15 protein-coding genes are annotated in these 17,534 nt (G+C 32.9%); 11 read left to right on the forward strand and 4 right to left on the reverse strand.

From position 1 onward, the window contains the following. Window positions 1-43 precede the first annotated feature (43 nt). Window positions 44-748 carry a molecular chaperone DjiA gene (locus R1T42_RS12590; RefSeq protein WP_036582980.1) on the reverse strand — a complete coding sequence of 235 codons (705 nt, stop codon included), beginning with the start codon at window positions 746-748 and terminating at the stop codon, window positions 44-46. Window positions 749-952: 204 nt separating this feature from the next. Here R1T42_RS12590 and R1T42_RS12595 point away from each other — a divergent pair, with 204 nt between their 5' ends. The 8 genes from R1T42_RS12595 (at window position 953) to R1T42_RS12630 (ending at window position 9,680) form a co-directional block, all read left to right on the forward strand. Further along, window positions 953-1,369 (forward strand): response regulator, encoded by a 417-nt coding sequence (locus R1T42_RS12595; RefSeq protein ID WP_036582979.1) that lies wholly within the window; start codon window positions 953-955, stop codon window positions 1,367-1,369. A 5-nt stretch (window positions 1,370-1,374) separates the two neighbouring features. Further along, entirely contained in the window at window positions 1,375-1,914 is a 540-nt protein-coding gene (locus tag R1T42_RS12600) for a heme NO-binding domain-containing protein (protein WP_042269383.1), read from the forward strand. Continuing rightward, window positions 1,914-3,893, forward strand: coding sequence for a PAS domain-containing sensor histidine kinase (locus R1T42_RS12605; protein WP_317290567.1), 1,980 nt, complete (start codon window positions 1,914-1,916; stop codon window positions 3,891-3,893). The genes R1T42_RS12600 and R1T42_RS12605 overlap by 1 nt, the downstream gene beginning before the upstream one ends. Before the next feature lie 3 nt (window positions 3,894-3,896). Next, window positions 3,897-5,030, forward strand: a complete 1,134-nt coding sequence (locus R1T42_RS12610; protein WP_036582965.1) for an FIST signal transduction protein — start codon at window positions 3,897-3,899, stop codon at window positions 5,028-5,030. Next, on the forward strand, window positions 5,030-6,082 hold the full coding sequence (locus R1T42_RS12615; RefSeq protein WP_317290568.1) for a sensor histidine kinase: 1,053 nt from the start codon (window positions 5,030-5,032) through the stop codon (window positions 6,080-6,082). The genes R1T42_RS12610 and R1T42_RS12615 overlap by 1 nt, the downstream gene beginning before the upstream one ends. Continuing rightward, complete coding sequence (locus R1T42_RS12620) at window positions 6,082-6,399, forward strand: Hpt domain-containing protein (RefSeq protein WP_317290569.1); 318 nt, start codon at window positions 6,082-6,084, stop codon at window positions 6,397-6,399. Before R1T42_RS12615 ends, R1T42_RS12620 begins: the two co-directional genes overlap by 1 nt. A 10-nt stretch (window positions 6,400-6,409) precedes the next feature. Further along, window positions 6,410-7,117 carry a LytR/AlgR family response regulator transcription factor gene (locus tag R1T42_RS12625; RefSeq protein WP_317290570.1) on the forward strand — a complete coding sequence of 236 codons (708 nt, stop codon included), beginning with the start codon at window positions 6,410-6,412 and terminating at the stop codon, window positions 7,115-7,117. Window positions 7,118-7,241: 124 nt separating this feature from the next. After that, on the forward strand, window positions 7,242-9,680 hold the full coding sequence (locus R1T42_RS12630; protein ID WP_317290571.1) for a DUF4114 domain-containing protein: 2,439 nt from the start codon (window positions 7,242-7,244) through the stop codon (window positions 9,678-9,680). A gap of 77 nt (window positions 9,681-9,757) precedes the next feature. On the opposite strand, the gene R1T42_RS12635 is transcribed toward R1T42_RS12630, so the two are convergent. Next, window positions 9,758-11,860, reverse strand: a complete 2,103-nt coding sequence (locus R1T42_RS12635; protein WP_317290572.1) for a tetratricopeptide repeat protein — start codon at window positions 11,858-11,860, stop codon at window positions 9,758-9,760. Window positions 11,861-11,983: 123 nt separating this feature from the next. On the opposite strand from R1T42_RS12635, the gene R1T42_RS12640 reads away from it, so the two are divergent. From R1T42_RS12640 to R1T42_RS12650, 3 genes are all read left to right on the forward strand, one after another. Further along, complete coding sequence (locus R1T42_RS12640) at window positions 11,984-12,262, forward strand: STAS domain-containing protein (protein ID WP_042245409.1); 279 nt, start codon at window positions 11,984-11,986, stop codon at window positions 12,260-12,262. A gap of 21 nt (window positions 12,263-12,283) precedes the next feature. Next, window positions 12,284-13,522: an oligosaccharide flippase family protein gene (locus tag R1T42_RS12645; RefSeq protein WP_317290573.1), complete on the forward strand. Its 1,239-nt coding sequence runs from the start codon at window positions 12,284-12,286 to the stop codon at window positions 13,520-13,522. A gap of 115 nt (window positions 13,523-13,637) precedes the next feature. After that, window positions 13,638-14,849: a glycosyltransferase gene (locus R1T42_RS12650; protein ID WP_036582946.1), complete on the forward strand. Its 1,212-nt coding sequence runs from the start codon at window positions 13,638-13,640 to the stop codon at window positions 14,847-14,849. Here R1T42_RS12650 and R1T42_RS12655 read toward each other — a convergent pair. Then, window positions 14,836-16,350: a cellulase family glycosylhydrolase gene (locus tag R1T42_RS12655; protein ID WP_317290574.1), complete on the reverse strand. Its 1,515-nt coding sequence runs from the start codon at window positions 16,348-16,350 to the stop codon at window positions 14,836-14,838. The two genes, R1T42_RS12650 and R1T42_RS12655, sit on opposite strands and share 14 nt — an antisense overlap. Next, complete coding sequence (locus R1T42_RS12660; protein ID WP_317290575.1) at window positions 16,347-17,519, reverse strand: hypothetical protein; 1,173 nt, start codon at window positions 17,517-17,519, stop codon at window positions 16,347-16,349. Before R1T42_RS12660 ends, R1T42_RS12655 begins: the two co-directional genes overlap by 4 nt. Between the last annotated feature and the right edge of the window lie 15 nt (window positions 17,520-17,534).

A 17,534-nucleotide genomic window follows, 5' to 3' on the forward strand; every position in this document is an offset into this window, starting at 1 on the left:
AATAGTTCAACGGGAATTGAATTAGAGATGTGATGGATGGTCGTTATGCCATACCGCGCTCTTTACGAACGGTTTCATAAGCTTCTTGTACTTTGCGGAATTTTTCTTCGGCACCTTTACGATAGGCTTCATCCATATCCATTAATTTATCTGGATGATATCTTTTGGCCATGGTGCGGTACGCTTTTTTAACCTCGTGATCTGGTACACTTTTATCAATCTCGAGAATCTTATATGCGTTATCTCTATCTTTAACAAACATAGCTTTAATAGATATGAAGTCACGTTGTGTTAACCTAAGATAGCCTGCTATTTGTTCTAGAACTCTTAGTTCTGAGTCACTTATGTTACCGTCTGCCTGAGCAATGCCAAAAAGAAAATGAAGGATTTGAATACGTGATTCAATTCTCGTACGGGCATTTAAAAATTGACAAATACGAGCTGCGTTTAACTCTCGCTTTTTAACGACTTCATTAAATACTCTAAAGATCTGAGAGGCACGCTGCTCTCCATAGCTCTGTATGAAATAATTGCGCACATATCTTAATTCACTGTCGCTTACTTGTCCATCTGCCTTTATAACTATAGAGGTAAGTGATAATAAATGTAATTCAAAATCTTGTGGGCTTACAGATTGTCTCTGACCTCGATATGGATTTGCATTTCTTTGTGAGCTATTACTAGAGGTAAAGGCATTAAACAATAATCGTAAAACAAAGAAAAGAACTATATAACCTAAAAATGACATTAACTGAGTTGAGCGGTGAAAAATATGAATTTGTATTTACTTTGTAGTCAATCCTTGTGCCAATTGTGAGATATGACAAGTTGACTTTAAAGGCTTTCCATTCGTCGACACTTAAACGTCATCCGTCGATAGATACACGTGGAGTCATCGATATAATCTGAGCAAATTTATTATTCACATTAATTTGCCTTTATATTAAGAGACATGAAAGCACGTAGATTAAAGGTTTTACTCATTGAAGATGATACTATTGAAGTAATGAAAATGCATAGAGCGTTATCAACTTTAAATGAGAAACATAGTATTGTTGAAGCTAATAATGGGGAGACGGCCTTATCAATTTTAGAAAAAAAAGATCAGCTTCCTGATATAATTTTGCTAGATTTAAACATGCCTAAAATCAACGGGATAGAATTTCTATCTATCCTAAAAAAGGATGATAGGTTAAAATATATACCAACAATTATCTTAACAACGTCAAATAATCAGAGAGATTTACTAGCTTGTTATAATTTAGGTATTGCTGGATATGTATTGAAACCTTTGAAGTATGAAGAGTATGTAGAGAAGATTTCTAGATTAATGTCATACTGGAGTATTAATGAATTATTTATTGCCTAAGTAATATGAAAGGAATAGTTTTTACAGAGTTTCTTGATCTTGTTGAAGAGAAATTTGGGTTAGGGATGGTTGATCAAATTATTGAACAATCAGAGCTGCCTTCTAATGGTGTCTACACGTCTATAGGTACGTATAGCTTTGCTGAGATGCTTCAACTCATCCAGAATTTGAGTGCAAATACTGGATTAAGTATTGATCAATTACTGCTAGCTTATGGAGAACATTTTTTTAATGTTATTGAAAATAGTTATCCTGGACTTTTAGCTACTTATAAAGATCCTATTGAGATGCTTTCTTCTATAGAAAATCATATTCATATAGAGGTAAGAAAGATATATCCAGATGCCGAATTACCAACATTTGAGGTTCTTGAAAAATCTGATCAACATCTTGTTATGATTTATAAGTCTAGCCGAGCGATGCATCATTTTGGTTTGGGATTAATGAATAGAACATTTGCACACTTTGAAATGACTTCTAACATTCAAATAGAGAAAATTAAGGAAGATGGAACTGAAGTGAAATTTACTATCCATAAAACTTAATGAGTAGTTCTGATGTCGAAATATTAAAACGTGCGCTCGATAGGGAAAAAGCTGCTCGTAAACAGGCTGAAAAAATCCTGGAACAAAAGGCAGCAGAATTATATGAGCTTACTCAAAAGTTACAGCACTCCAACCAGCAATTAGAATCATTAATAGATGAAAAAACATCAGAATTAAATGGTGTTTTTGAAAATATTGTTGATGCTTATGTGGTTACTGACTTGATAGGTAATGTGTTAAAGATGAATGAGCCTGCAGTAGGATTACTTGAAGCAGACTTTGAAAAAGAGTCCATTAACATCATGAATCTTATTCATCCTACAGAGTATGATAACGTGATGGCCAGTTTTCAAGAATTGATAAAACATGGCTCCTTAACAGATGTACACGTTAAAATAAGAACCAAAAATCATCAAACAAAACTAGTTCATATTAACTGTAGCATCATTTACGATGCTCAAGGTAAAGCTAAAGCGGCTCAAGGTATTGTACGTGATATTACTAAAAGCAATGAAGATGAGAATAGACTCATTGAGTCTGAAAACAGACTTTCTACATTAATTTTAAATCTTGAAAATGCTGTTTTATTAGAAGATGAAAATCGCAAGATCGTTTTAACTAATAATAGATTTTGTGAGTTTTTTGAGATTCCTATGACACCAGAGCAAATGGTTGGTATTGACTGTTCTGAAGCAGCTGAAAATTCAAAGGAGTTATTTGTTAATTCTCAGGGTTTTATTAAAAGGGTTGATGAAGTGTTGAGTGGAAAGGAAATGGTGACCGGTGATGAGTTGATTATGGTGAACGGTAGGATTCTTGAAAGGGATTTTATTCCAATTATTGAGAGTGGTTCTTATAAAGGACATTTATGGTCTTATAAAGATGTTACTTTAAAACGTTCTTACCGTAAAAGTCTAGAGACTCAAAAGCAAAAGTATAGTAGCATTATTGCTAATATGAATTTAGGGCTGGTAGAGGTAGATACTAATGAGAATATTTTGATGGTCAATCAAAGTTTTACTGAGATGAGTGGCTATTCTGAGGAGGAAGTATTAGGAAAAAAAGCGTCATCTCTTTTTCTAGAAGAAGAAAATATCCATGTTTTTAAAGAGCAAACTAGAAAAAGAATTAAAGGAGAATCTAGTTCTTATGAGATTGCTGTAAGAATTAAAAATAATGAAGAACGCCACTGGTTGATTAGTGGTGCTCCCAACTATGATATTGAAGGTAATGTGACTGGCTCTATAGGGATTCACTTAGACATAACAGATTTAAAAAGTTTAGAGATCCAGAAAGAGTTGTTACTCAAACAATTAGCAAGGAGTAATGATGAGTTACATGAGTACGCTCATATCGTATCTCATGATTTAAAGAGTCCATTACGTAGTATATATGCTCTAGTGAACTGGTTAAAGGAGGATAATCTTGATAAATATGATGATACTAGCCTAACAAATATTTCTCTAATAGAAGAAACTTTAGAAAAAATGGAACAGCTTATCGGAGATATTCTAGATTACTCTAGTCTCAATTCAACTAATAAAGAGTTTACTAAAATTAATTGTAATGAATTATTAATTGATTTAATTAAAGTGATTTATGTGCCCAGTCATATTGAAATCAAATTGAATGGTGAGCTCCCAGAAATTAATGGAGATAGAACTAAGATTAATCAACTTTTTCAAAATTTATTAAGTAATGCCGTTAAATTTATTGATAAGGATAAAGGTCTTATTGAGGTAAGTTTTGAGGAGCTTGCTACTCATTATAAATTTAAGATTAAGGATAATGGTATAGGTATTGACCCAGCATTCCATGATAAAATATTCAAAATATTTCATGCTTTAAATAAAAACAAAGATTCAACAGGTATAGGGTTGTCAATTGTTAAGAAAATTGTCGATTTACATCAAGGTAAAATTTGGTTAGAAAGTAAGGTTGGAGAAGGAACAACATTCTTTTTTACATTAAAAAAATAACAAATGATTATTAATCAGCATTTAAAATTAAAAAATCAACCTTGGAAAAATATAGGTGATCAAAAGACTTTAAACAATCCTTTGGTGTTAGCTTTTGGAAATAGATTCCTACTAGAATCACCTACTATATTTGAAGAAGTACAATCGATGTATCCTGATGCTCATATCGTACTTGGTTCTACTAGCGGTGATATCATGGATGATAATGTTAATGATGAATCAATCTCAATAACTGCTATTGAGTTCGAGAAAAGTCGTTTCTCAATTAAAACGGCAAATGTGCTCAATGAGCAAAAAGACAGTTTTAAAACAGGAAAACATCTTATAGAACAATTTGATGCAAAAGATTTAAAACATGTTTTTATTATATCTGAAGGAAGTTTCATTAATGGAACTCAACTTACATTAGGAATGAATTCTGTTCATGGAGATGACTTATTGATTACAGGTGGCTTATGTGCAGATGATGCTAGATTTGAAAAAACGATTTGTGGATATAACTGTAATCCAAAATCAGGAGAAATAGTGGCCATAGGGTTTTATGGAGAAAGTTTTGAAGCCACATTCTCTATACATGGTGGATGGATTCCATTTGGGCCAGAAAGAATTGTTACTAAATCTAAAGGCAATATACTATACGAGTTAGATGATATGCCTGCACTAGATTTATATAAAAAATATTTAGGGGAAAAATCAAAAGAACTCCCAGGAGCAGCTTTACTATATCCTCTCAACGTGAAAATTGAAAATCAAAATCAATCTATAGTTAGATCGATTTTGAATATAGAAGAAGATGACAATGCCATGGTTTTAGCTGGCGATATTCCTGAAAACTCTAAAGTTCAATTAATGATGACTAACGTCGATCAAATAGCAAATGCTGCAGAAAGAGCTGCTAGGCAGGCAGATGATGTTAGAGAAAACACTTCTCAATTAGCGCTTTTAGTAAGTTGTATTGGTAGAAAATTAGTACTTGATCAAAGGGTAGAGGAAGAGATTGAAGAAGTGCGCAATGTATTAGGTCAAGATGTTGTGATTTCTGGATTTTACTCTTATGGAGAGATTGCTCCTTTTCATGAAGAAATGAAATGTCAATTACATAATCAGACCATGACGATTACTTTATTAAGCGAATAATGAACTCTTTACTTAAACGTCAAATTAGGAAGTATCTAGGTGAAGAGTTAGCCCAACACCCGGATTTTAAACTTTTCTTTGACGCGATTAATAGTTCTTACAATACGCATGATGATCAATTTGCTATGCTGCAAAGAGCGATGTCTATAAGTTCGCAAGAACTCTTTGAAGCAAATAAAGAATTAAAAGAAAGAGCAGATTCTCAAACCTTAGTTATTGATAAGCTTAATAATGTCATTAATACATTGAAAAGTTATGATTTAACAGACGATGGACGCTCAAGTGATGATACCTCCGACAGCTTTGGTCTAGTTAATTTAATAGAAAGGCAAACGAAAGAAATACTTGCATTTAACCAACAACGAGAAGAGTTATTAAGTGAACTCTCACATCAAAATCAGGAACTGAGCGATTATGCACATATGGTTTCTCATGATTTAAAATCCCCTTTACGTAGTATTGATGCTTTAGCATCATGGATCAGTGAAGATTATTCAGCCACGCTAGATAAGAAAGGTATTGATAATCTAGAGTTGATAAGAAGTAATGTTCAAAAAATGGATACCTTAATCAATGGTATTTTAGAGTATTCAACAATTGGAAAAACAAAGGTGTTGTTATACGATGTAGACTTACAGCTGTTAATTGACACAATCCTCAGTATTGTCTACGTTCCAGACCATGTGGAAATTGTTCTATTAAATCCATTACCTGTAGTACAAGGTGATAAATACCGATTACAGCAATTATTTCAAAATTTAATTGATAATGCAATTAAATACAATGACAAAGAGAATGGTTTAATAGAAATAAATGTTGAGGAATTATCCAGTCATTGGCAGTTTTCAATTAAAGACAATGGATTAGGAATTGATAAACCGTATTTTGAAAAAATATTCAATGTCTTTCAAAAACTTGAAAACAATGTAAACTCTTCTGGTATAGGACTTTCAATTGTTAAAAAAGTTGTAGAATTATATCAAGGAGAGATTTGGGTTGAATCTCAATTAAATCTAGGAACAACATTTTATTTTACCTTACCGAAGAAATAATGGAATTACCAAATAGGTCATATATTGATAGTTTGTGTCGTGGAGATAAAGCTTTTGAAGAGAGATTGTTGACTGTTATTAAAACAGAGTTTCCATCAGAAAAAGAGGTTTATAATAATGCTCTAAAATCAAAAAATCTTGCAGAAATTGCTGAAGCAGTTCACAAATTAAAGCACAAAATAAGTATCTTGGGACTTGAGAAAGGATACGCACTGGCTGCACAATATGAAAATGAGATTCTTGATGAAAATTTTGATCATTCTCAATCTTTTGAAAAAATCTTAGATAGTATGACAGAGTATCTTAAAACTTTATAGCAGGTAAAGAATGAAATGCATTATTATAGATGATGAAGCTACGGCTCGACTAATTATATCAAAGTATTGTGGTGATGTGAAAGGCCTTAATGTATTAGAGGAATTCTCTAATGCGATAGATGCTATGAAATATTTGAATCAAAATACTGTAGACTTAATTTTTCTAGATATTCATATGCCAGGCTTTAATGGTATAGATTTCATACAAACGATTAAAGATCCACCTAATGTTATTTTGACTACCTCAGATCCTAATTTTGCAATTGAGGCGTTTGAATATGAATGTATTGTAGATTATTTGATAAAGCCACTTAGTGAAGATCGTTTTACTAAGGCTATTAATAAGGCTTCTAATAGCATAAGTGCAACGCAAAAAGAAACAAATTCTTCTAAGAAGGAGTCGACAGAGGATGTACTTTATGTAAACATCGATAGACGTCTTATTAAGATTGATATGCCTAGCATTTATTTGGTAGAAGCAAAGGGAGATTATATCATGATTAAAACAGAAACTAAAAATTATATAGTCCATTCCACACTTAAAAAGATAGAGGGGAAATTACCCGACCATACTTTTCTAAAAGTACATCGTTCTTATGTGATTAATGTTAGTAAGATAATTGATATAGAAGATAATTGTGTTTTAATTAAAAAAGACATCATCCCAGTCAGTAGATCTAACCGCCCAATATTAATGAAAAGATTAAATTTATTATAGTGTGATATAAACACTAAACTTCATAATAACACCACTCATCTACACTTCTCTTTGATTCATCGTTTTAAATTAAAATAGCCTTTAATCTCCTTTAGTTTTGACATGAAATTAAACAATTGTCAAGATGAAAAAATTATTACTCGGTGTCTTTTTCTTAACTAATATAGTTCTTAGTCAGAGTTATCAATACTTAGGTTCTTATGATTCTATGGGAACACCTCAATACCTGGTGAATCCTAGTGATGTAGTTGATACTGCTACGATGGATATGATAGGTTACTCCTTACCAGAAGGATATCCAGTCCCTACTTATAATCCACATTATATCACTTCTGGATATGAAACAGACATAATCGTTGAAAGCCTTGCAGATGTTTGGGTGACATTTGTTAGTGAAGGTGCTGGTTACAAAAATGTGCTAGGTTTCTACACTTATGATATTACAAATCCACCAACGACCAGACCTACTGCCTCAGAAATTACTATTATCTTCCCTAATGTATCAGCGTTATATAGTGGTGGTGGTTTACAAACAGGAGACAAAGTTAAAATCGGAACTTTTCCCGCTGGAACAGGTATAGGTTGGGTGCTTCTAGCAAATGCATGGAACTCATCTACTGCTGCAGTTGGAACTGCCCAATGGGACCTCTTCTCTAATCCTAGCTTTAATCCAGAAGCTCAAGCAGATTTACAGTATCATAATGTACTATTGCAAGATCCAGAAAATGAAAGAATTATTCTAGGCTTCGAAGATATTAGAAGAGATTATGGATCCTGTGATAACGATTTTAATGACGCTATCTTTTATGTAACGGCAAATCCATATACTGCACTTAAAACTTCAAATTATGCAGACATTAGTAAATCATCTACCGTAAGTTCTGGTAATACAGGTGGTCTAGAAAGTAATGGTGATCTAGCTAGCCTTATTGCAAAAAGAAATTTTGAACGAACTAAAAGAAACTTCATATCTAATAAAGAAACTCAAACTGAATTTAATCAGTCAGAAGTGCTATTAAAATCTGGTACTAATGCAGCTCAATTAGACAGTTACTTGCCACTTACAGGTATGTATGGTACTGAAACAGCTTATGTTTCAACACCACAAGACCTTGTTAATGTTACGAATGCAACCGAAGTTTTTTCAGTAGATTATTATGAACAAAATAATAGAATTGCTGCGGTTCTAGCAACGGCTTCAACAGGTTCTATTTATGATCATTCTAAAGCTATTTGTGACAGACTTAATAATTCTGTACTAGAAGATATAAGATCAGTTACTGTAAATGGCCATAAAATAATTAGCTCTAAACTGGTTAGAGCTTCTGGTGAGACAGAATATGCTCTAGGGTTTTCAGTAAAATTAGGAGTTAATCAAAATGAGCTTTTCAGTTTTTGGGAAATAGGTCAATATCCATCAGGTGACTTTTACAATTTTCAAATTTGGGGTAGTTCTTATTCTCAAGTATTTGCGTTAACGAACAGTATTTTAGCTAACTTAAATCAAGCGACACCGGTAATCAGTACACCAGTTGCAAACAATATTCCTCCTGTTTTTGTAAGTTCAGGCTATTACCAGGATGGGCAGTTACATTTAGAGTTAACTAATAAAACGGGCGCAACTAGTATTAACTTCAATGGAGATCTTGCAACCACAGAAGTTTCTGGAAGACAGGCAATCAGTCAATCCATTAATCTATCTGGTAATTTACATGAGACGATAAGTATTCAGACAGGAAATTTATTTGACATAGGATTCTCCTTATCGATAAGCAATCAACAACAAGATGCTTTATATCTAGCAGACGGCCCATGGGGAATGGATTACCTGACTGATTATGCTAGTGTTTCTAGTTTTAACGTTCAAAATGCACAGCCTAGCACGACAGGAAATGTTCATAATATTGAACGTAATCCATCTGTTCAGGGAACGGTAAAAGGAAACTTGAATTTATTCAGACATTTATTACCTGGTGAGCAAACGTTAGATGTATCTACTTATACAGCACTACAATTTGACATTATAAATGATCAACCAGTAGAAATCATTTTGGTGCCAGAAACATCAATTCCATGGAGTGACCGCTTTAAATTTACAATACCAGCAAACACCTCTAGTACAACTTATGATATTGCGTTTGTTGATTTTGTAAACTCTAATGGGGCATCCTTTGCGCACACAGATATTAAGACGATTGTATTCTCGATTATTAGTGACTATTCAAATACAATTCCTTTTTCTATCGATTTAAATGATGTAAGACTAGGTGATTATCAGTCTACACTTTCCATAGAAAATGTTGAAGATGAGGTGTTAACTCTTAACAATGCGCCTAATCCATTTACAAACACAACGACCTTTCAATTGCCGGTTGAGAGCACTGTAATTGAAATAAGCGTTTATGACTTATATGGTCGTACCGTAGACTATAAGAGCATTAAGACCACAAATGGTAATGTAGAGTTTCAATACCATTCTCCTGACCTTAAAACAGGTCTGTATCACTTTAATGTGATAACAGATCAAGGTAGGAAATTCACAGGTAAATTCCTGATTAATTAAATATTAGAGTAGAAAAGAGTAGGAGTAGTAGGGAGTTTTGATACGCTTTCGCGAAAGCGTATCAAAACTCCCTTTTTTTATTTAACTCTAATCGTTTCAAACAAAGGTTTATTAGATAACAACCATTTAAATCTGAAACCAACCTCTGTAAATGTAAATCCAGCTGCTGTTGTAGAAGCAATATTACTTTGCTGTCCATAAATGTCAAGTGCCGTGCGATCTGAAAATTTATAGCCCAAGGATGCTTGTAATCGATAGGTAGATTGTCTGCCGTTGTCCTCTATAAATTGGTAACCGGTTGCAGCGCTTAAATCATAATACCATTGATCTTTTTTGATGCTATCTATACTTCTATTAAGGTTAAAGAAAATTTCAATGGCATTAAATCTACTAGGACTAAAGTATACCGTTGGAACTTGATTCTCAAACGTGATATATTGATAGTTCAATCCAGCTTTAAGTGATGGTTTTTTTAATAAATTATAATATAGTGATGTAAACAAAAGGTTCCTTGAATTACCATCATTTTGAGACGTATAAAAATATTGAGTGAACCATCCTAGATTAAAATTAGTACTCAAGTTATAATTGATGTAATAATTGCTTTGCACTAGTTGGCGCTCTAATAATGCGGTATTAAAACTCTCTACATTTCTCTTAAATCCAATATCTATGGATTGTAGTTTAATAGATTTAATTTGAAGTGAGATATCAGTTGTTAATTCTTCATAGCTATTATTATCTGCATTAATGCTATTGATACCAGCTATTCCTTTAAGCTTGATGTTGGGTAAAAACTCATAAGCCGCACCTATTTGAAAAAGTTGTGTTGTCGCTTGAGAAGAGAGTTGATCATTAAAAGTATCTCTATAATTGTAGCTTCCTAAAAGCGCAAATTTTATATTTAACGGAACTGTTAGGTTAACATCTAGATTGTAAGCCTCGTTGTCTCCGTTATCAAAGCTATAACTAGGTTTTACCGTCGCCACTGGTGTAAATTGCTGATCTAGGTTTTTAATAAATTGAAGTGCGTCTTTCTGGTCCTTATAAATTTCTAATGTCTTACTAGCAGATGTATAAGCATCTTTATAATTCCCCATTGCTTTTTGAGCGTTTGACTTACCCAAATTCCCATCAAATGAGGTGCTGTCTGTCATAAGAATCTGATTATAATCATTAATACTCTTCTTAAAATTACTTTTATAAATATTTAAGGTAGCTCTTAATGCTAGCAACCAGTTTTCTGGACCAGATTGTTCTATTTGATCACTTAATTTAGCTTCTGCTTCTTTGTACTTGCCATTCCATATTAGTGCTTGAATGTTGCGCTCTATAGTTTGCTGCTCAATATTTTTAGGTGTAGTTGTGTTTAGAATAGACATTGATTTTTTGGAGTATTGCAATGCTGTCTTTTCTTTGCCTTTTAAATGTTGTACTAGAGAAATCCCATTTAATGATAAAATACTATCTGTTTGAGATTTATTAATTTTTTGATAGGTGATTAAAGCACTGTCTACTTGTGTAGCTATTAAGTAGGTGTTTGCTAGAACCTGTAGCGTTTCTGTATCGTATTCTAGAAACTCTAAATTATCTTTTAATAATTGAGTTGCAGACTCATAAGATTGCGCTTGTACTAGTTGATTTGAATAGCCTAGATTGATATATTTTTTTGATGTTAATGCATTAGGATTTCCTGGATCAATTACAAGTGCTTTATTAATATAATCTTGAGCTTGTGGATATTCTTTAAGGTTAGATAACGTATTTGCATATCCCAAAACCGCTGGAAAACTTTGATCATTTTCTTTTAATAAACCTTGATAATAAGACTTTGCAGCAATATACTTTTTGTTCCATAAAAGCGATTCGGCATAGTTTAATTTGATTTCAAAATCTTGCGGATATTGCTCTAAAAGTTCTTCAAATATGGTCGTCGCTTCATCGGGATTACCGCTTAATCCGGTAGCTCTTCCTAAACATAATTGAGCTGTTTTATTATCTGGATAATCTTTAAGAATGTCTTTAAAAAAAACTTTTGCCTGTTTAAAATCACCTTTTTCAAGTAGTTCAAAACCTGCATTCATGTTTTGACTATATCCATAATGTGCCGCCAATAAGACGATGATGGCTAGATAAGTCTTCTTAAGCGCTTTTTGTAAATAAGGTTGAAAAGGTTTCATCATAAGATATTATTCATTCGTCTACACTTAATTGCTACTAAACGAAATATGCGGTTTTGACCTCAAGTTCAGAGGCATATTTGCAATGTAATTAAAATCAACTAACAATCTAAATATAAAGTTATGTCACTTACGATTAAAAAAACAGAAGGAGTATATCAATTATCAGGAGTTTTAAATGCTACTACATCTAATTGCTTAATTAACCATATTCACTTTCTTCTAGATGAAGAAGCAGAAGTTAATATCAATATCGATGGATTACAATTAATAGATCAAAATGGAGTAGCGGCTTTTATGACTATAATGTCTTATTCTTTACGTCCAGATAAAAATATTTATATTTCTGGTAAAGGATATAAAGATATTTACAATGAATACAGATTTAGATCAATAGCTTAATCAAGCTTTTAAAATACAGTTATGCAATTTATTACTTCATTGACGAGAAAAAAAATATCCCCAGAGCAGCTTTTTATGTTAAGCGTTTTGGTAGTTAATGGTGGTAATTATATCTATAATTTGGTTCTTGGTAGATTGTTAGGACCAGCACAATTTGCAGATGCTGCTATTTTAATAACCTTTTTGCTAGTTCTATCTTTTCTAGCGATGACTTTTCAACTAGTAACAGCAAAATATGCTGTGCTTTTAGTAAACACACAACTTCCTTCTTTTTTGAAAAGTATTCTAAAATCATCTCTCCTCGTAGGTATTATAGCAGGTCTTATGTTGATTTTATTTTCAGGTCAATTACAAGAAATTTTTCACACTACAAGTAAGAATATGTTTGTCATTTTTGGAGTGGCAGTTCCTTTTTATTTTTTAATGAGTGTGAATCGTGGATTTCTACAAGGTAAGAATGATTTTAAAGGACTAGCTCTTACATATCAATCTGAAATGCTAGTCAGATTAGGTCTTACTTTATTATTGCTTTTTGTCTTAAAAATAGATCCTATTCTCATAGTAGCCATTGGGATTCTGGTATCTTTAATATTAGGGTTATTTCCCTTTAAAATGTCATCAATTCTCCAGTTACCATCTGGTAACATCGATAATCATTTATCTAAACAAATCAAACGTTTTTTCTTAGTTACTCTCTTCTATGAACTAACGCAAATCATCATTAACAACAGTGACATATTATTAGTCAAGCATTATTTTGAGGACACAGAGGCTGGATTATATGCCTCACTTGCCCTTATAGGAAGAGTGGTATATTTTATGGCCTGGATGTTTGTAATGTTGTTATTGCCTAAGGTTATTACACTACAAAAAGAAGGAAAAGAGACTCAGTCATTACTTTTTAAATACGTAGGGTATATCACTTTATTATGTGCTTTTATCATTGCAGGTACTGCTTTGTTTCCTGAGCTAGTAGTAGAGATACTTTTTGGTAATGCTTATACAGACATAGCACCACTATTATGGAAGTATGCTATAGCAACCTCTTTATTTGCCATTGCAAATATCTTTTCTTATTACTTCTTGTCTTTAGGAAAATATAAGCCAGTAATTATATCTGGTGTTATGGGACTAGCACAAGTTGTTCTTATCATTTTTTATCATAAAAACTTGGAACAAGTAGTGCTCGTTCAAATATTAGCTATGACTATTCTTATGATTATGCAGGTTGTATATTTTATCGCTAGTAAAAAATCATAAAACCAATTATCTACAGATAATTGCCATTCATCTACACTTAATGACGGTCAACCTTAATATCTCTAAAACAGCTTTAATATTTACCAAATTTGCATTGTAATTAAAAACAACAATCATGAAATTAGCCATTGTAACAGCATATCCACCTAGTAAAGTAACTTTAAATGAGTACGCTTTTCATTTAGTTAAAAGCTTTAGATTGAAAGAAGAGATTACAGAAATAGTGTTACTTACAGATAAAACTGAAGACGCTAAAGATTTAAGTTTTGAGGCTAATGGTTGTAAGATATCTGTAAAAGAATGTTGGTCATTTAATAGTTACTGGAATATCAAAAATGTAACTGCAGCAATTAATGAAACTCAACCTGATAATATTCTTTTTAATCTTCAATTCATGAAGTTTGGAGATAAGAAAGTGGCAGCAGCTTTAGGTCTTATGCTTCCGTTAATATGTAAGATAAAAAAAATACCAACTATAGTTTTACTACATAATATTCTAGAAGAAGTAGATTTAGGAAGTGCTGGATTTACTAATAATAAAATTTTAACTACATTATACGGTATGGTGGGAACCATGCTGACTAAGCTTATCTTACAAGCAGATATCGTTGCAGTAACGATGAATAAGTATGTGAAGATTTTAGAAAAAAAGTACAATGCAAAAAATGTGGTTCTCATACCTCATGGAACTTTTGAAGTGGCTACTGAAGAACCTTCATATACAATTCCAGATGGACCTTTACAGGTAATGACTTTCGGAAAATTCGGTACTTATAAAAAGGTAGAATCAATGATTGAGGCTGTTGAATTAGTAAGAAAAAGAACAAGTCTTAATATAGAAATTGTAATTGCAGGAACGGATAATCCAAATGTTCCAGGATATTTAGATCAAGTGAAAAAACAATATGCTAATGTGAGTCAATTGAGATTTACTGGTTATGTAGAAGAAGTTGAGGTTCCGGTTTTATTCAACGAAAGTGCAGTAGTTGTTTTTCCTTATACATCTACAACAGGTAGTTCAGGAGTTTTACATCAAGCAGGTAGTTATGGTAAAGCTGTTGTAATGCCAGATTTAGGAGATCTTGCATTACTGACACAAGATGAAGGTTATAGAGGTGAATTTTTTGATCCTACAAGTGTTGAAAGCCTAGCGCTTTCAATAGAAGCAATCTTAACTAATGAAGCTCATAGAATAGCTATAGCCAAAGCTAATTTTAAAGCAGCAACATCTCATCCTATGAGTAGAATAGCTGAAATGTACCTAACTACGTTTGAGCAAATCAATCAACGTAAAAATAAAACAGCGATGTCTTTTAATGCTGGCTAATATATTTAAAAGAAGATTTTTTCTTTCCCCTGGAATCTAGAAATCCATAAAATTTTTGTGGGTTTCTACGCCATGGATATGTTCCTGTAACATTTTCTGGTACAGATTCAAAGTCATAAAGAGTCCAAGACATGAACGCAAGTTTATTCTTATCGAGTAGTTCTTGGGCTTCTTTGTGATAATTTGCTTGACCTTCTTCACTAGATCCCATTAGATTCCATATGCCCGAGTAAGAGCTTACACCATACTCCGTAACGGCTATTTTTTTAAGACCAGTAACTGTTTTTAATTCAGTTAGAGCAGTTTCAAGCTCATTTAATGGCTCGTAATAATGAAAGGTGACAAAGTCTACTTGATCAACCAGAGCTGCTGCACTGGAAGTGTTAGACCAACCGATAGTTATGGGATGCGCGTCGTCGATCAATTTGATTCTATAAATCATATGCTCTAGCCACGATTCCACAACATCTTTATTTCTAGAGCTATAATCTAGGTCAGGTTCATTTTTTATATCCCAACCTAGAAGTGCATCATGATCCTTAACTGTTTGTACTATCTGTAATAAATGCTGTTGTGTCATAGTCCAATCGCTTACTGAATAGTTGCCATAAAAGTCAAAAAGTGTGACTAACACCTTTAAATCTGCTAGTTGTGCTTGATCTAATAATACACGCAACTTCTCAAGCTTGTCTGCAGAAACATGCTCTTTCCCAAAATCCTCATATCCTACAAATATTCTAATACTGTTAAGACCAGCGTTCTTAATAATTTTAAAATCTGTTACTATAGTGTCTTTATTAAACTGAGTACCAAAAGTGTCCCAAGGTGAACTTTTCGGATAATAATTGATGCCTTTTAAATTTAAATTTAAAGGGTTTGAAGAAAGTTCCTTAAGTCTATCTTTTGAAGATACTTTTACAAATTGTCTGATGCGCCAGTATCCATCTTCTAACAGTAAAATGATTTTGTAAGTGTTTAAGCTGCTGGTTTTATTTAAAAAGACTCCTTCCTTATAAAGTTGTTCATGCTCGAGTACATCTGTGTCAGTAAGTACGATTAACTGGCCATCTTCACTAAAAAATTCCACCTTGGGATGATGCTCTAGAGAAGTCATCGCTACAGATATTTGATTACTTAAGTTGAAATTTATAAGTTCAGTCACTTTTGTAGTAGCACTTGCGGTATAATAATCTTCAATACCAGTAAGTGTATTATTTTTTAATGCTCTAGCTCTTACGTACCATGCATTTAAATAATCTTCTTCAATAGACTTTAAGGTGGTAGCATCTAGTGGCCTTCCTTTAATACTTGTAGTGTCCCATTCTATAATGGGAATATAATACCGCTCCTGTATTTGCTCGGTATGTAACATTGTACTGCGATCTGCTCCAGTATTCAGATAGCTGTATAGACTGCTTATACCTAGTGTAATTAAGGCGATTATGAATATATAAAATACAATAAGCCCACCACGCAATATGTTTTTATTGGTTCTATTCACAGTTTTACATTTTTAATTTTACGTGAGATACCACCAGTGATAACTTCAATATTGTAAATACCGTTCGGTATCAAATCTGGATTTAATTTAAATTGTACCTGACCATTGTAAGATTGTTTCAAGTAATTCTCATTGATGTTTTTACCTTTAATCTTTAATTCTACGGTCACACCATCAGGTATGATTTGTCCCATAAAACTTTTTAAGGGTCCTACGGTAATGGTTCTATTACCATCATTAAGTTGAATATCATAATTATCAAACACCTGTTCAAATTCCATGGTTATCGTATCGCTACTCGCTATACCAGCAACTGCTGCGGTTACAGACCATTTTTCAGCCTTTTCAGGATGAATCATACTAGCCGTTGCGATGCCTTTAATGGTTGTTCCAGTCGTTTGTAACACGGCACCTGAACTATTAGTTATGTAAAATGTAACTAAAGTACCATCACTTGCGATATTGTTATAACGATCCTTGAGAATCGAAGTATAAAAAGTAACTAGTTGATTTCCGTCTGCATATGGGTGATTACGCTTTCGCGAAAGCGTAAAATCTACTGGCAATCCGGCTTTAATTTCTACCGTAAATTCTTTACTGAACTGTTCATCAACGTTTGCAGCAAATAAAATGTTTCCTGTCTTTTCTGTGCTGTATATATAATCGAAGGCGATTAGATTATCCACTGTGGATAGGTTTTGTGTGCGAGTAGTTTCTTTATTATAATTGAATAAAACTGCGGTGTCATCTTTTTGAACATTATCTAGTGAGTCTAATGGTATAGAAACTGCCATACTATAATCAGAATTACCGGCTATGATGCTAGGTGGACCTATGTAGGTCTCCATTTTTACAGTTTGGGATACCGGTGTGATGGTAAAACGGCCACGTTGTGTGGTGTTCCCTAACTGCCACTTAACCATACCAGACATATTGCTTATAAACTGAGGGATTTTATAATTAACAAAGCTGCCTTTCATCTGCGGATTTACTATTGTACTACCTAGATTGTAAGATAATAATAAGTCATGTGCACTGGTATTATTTCCCTTAAACTTCAAGTTGATTTTATGACCTGCTGTATAGGTAAGCTTATGATTTAAAGGTGATATACCCAATTCTGGAGTAGCGGCATCCTGTATCATGCTGTTTGATAAAATTAACAGCATGATTATTAGCAGAGA

This window comes from Nonlabens ulvanivorans, from assembly GCF_032922765.1.
Lineage (GTDB): Bacteria > Bacteroidota > Bacteroidia > Flavobacteriales > Flavobacteriaceae > Nonlabens > Nonlabens ulvanivorans.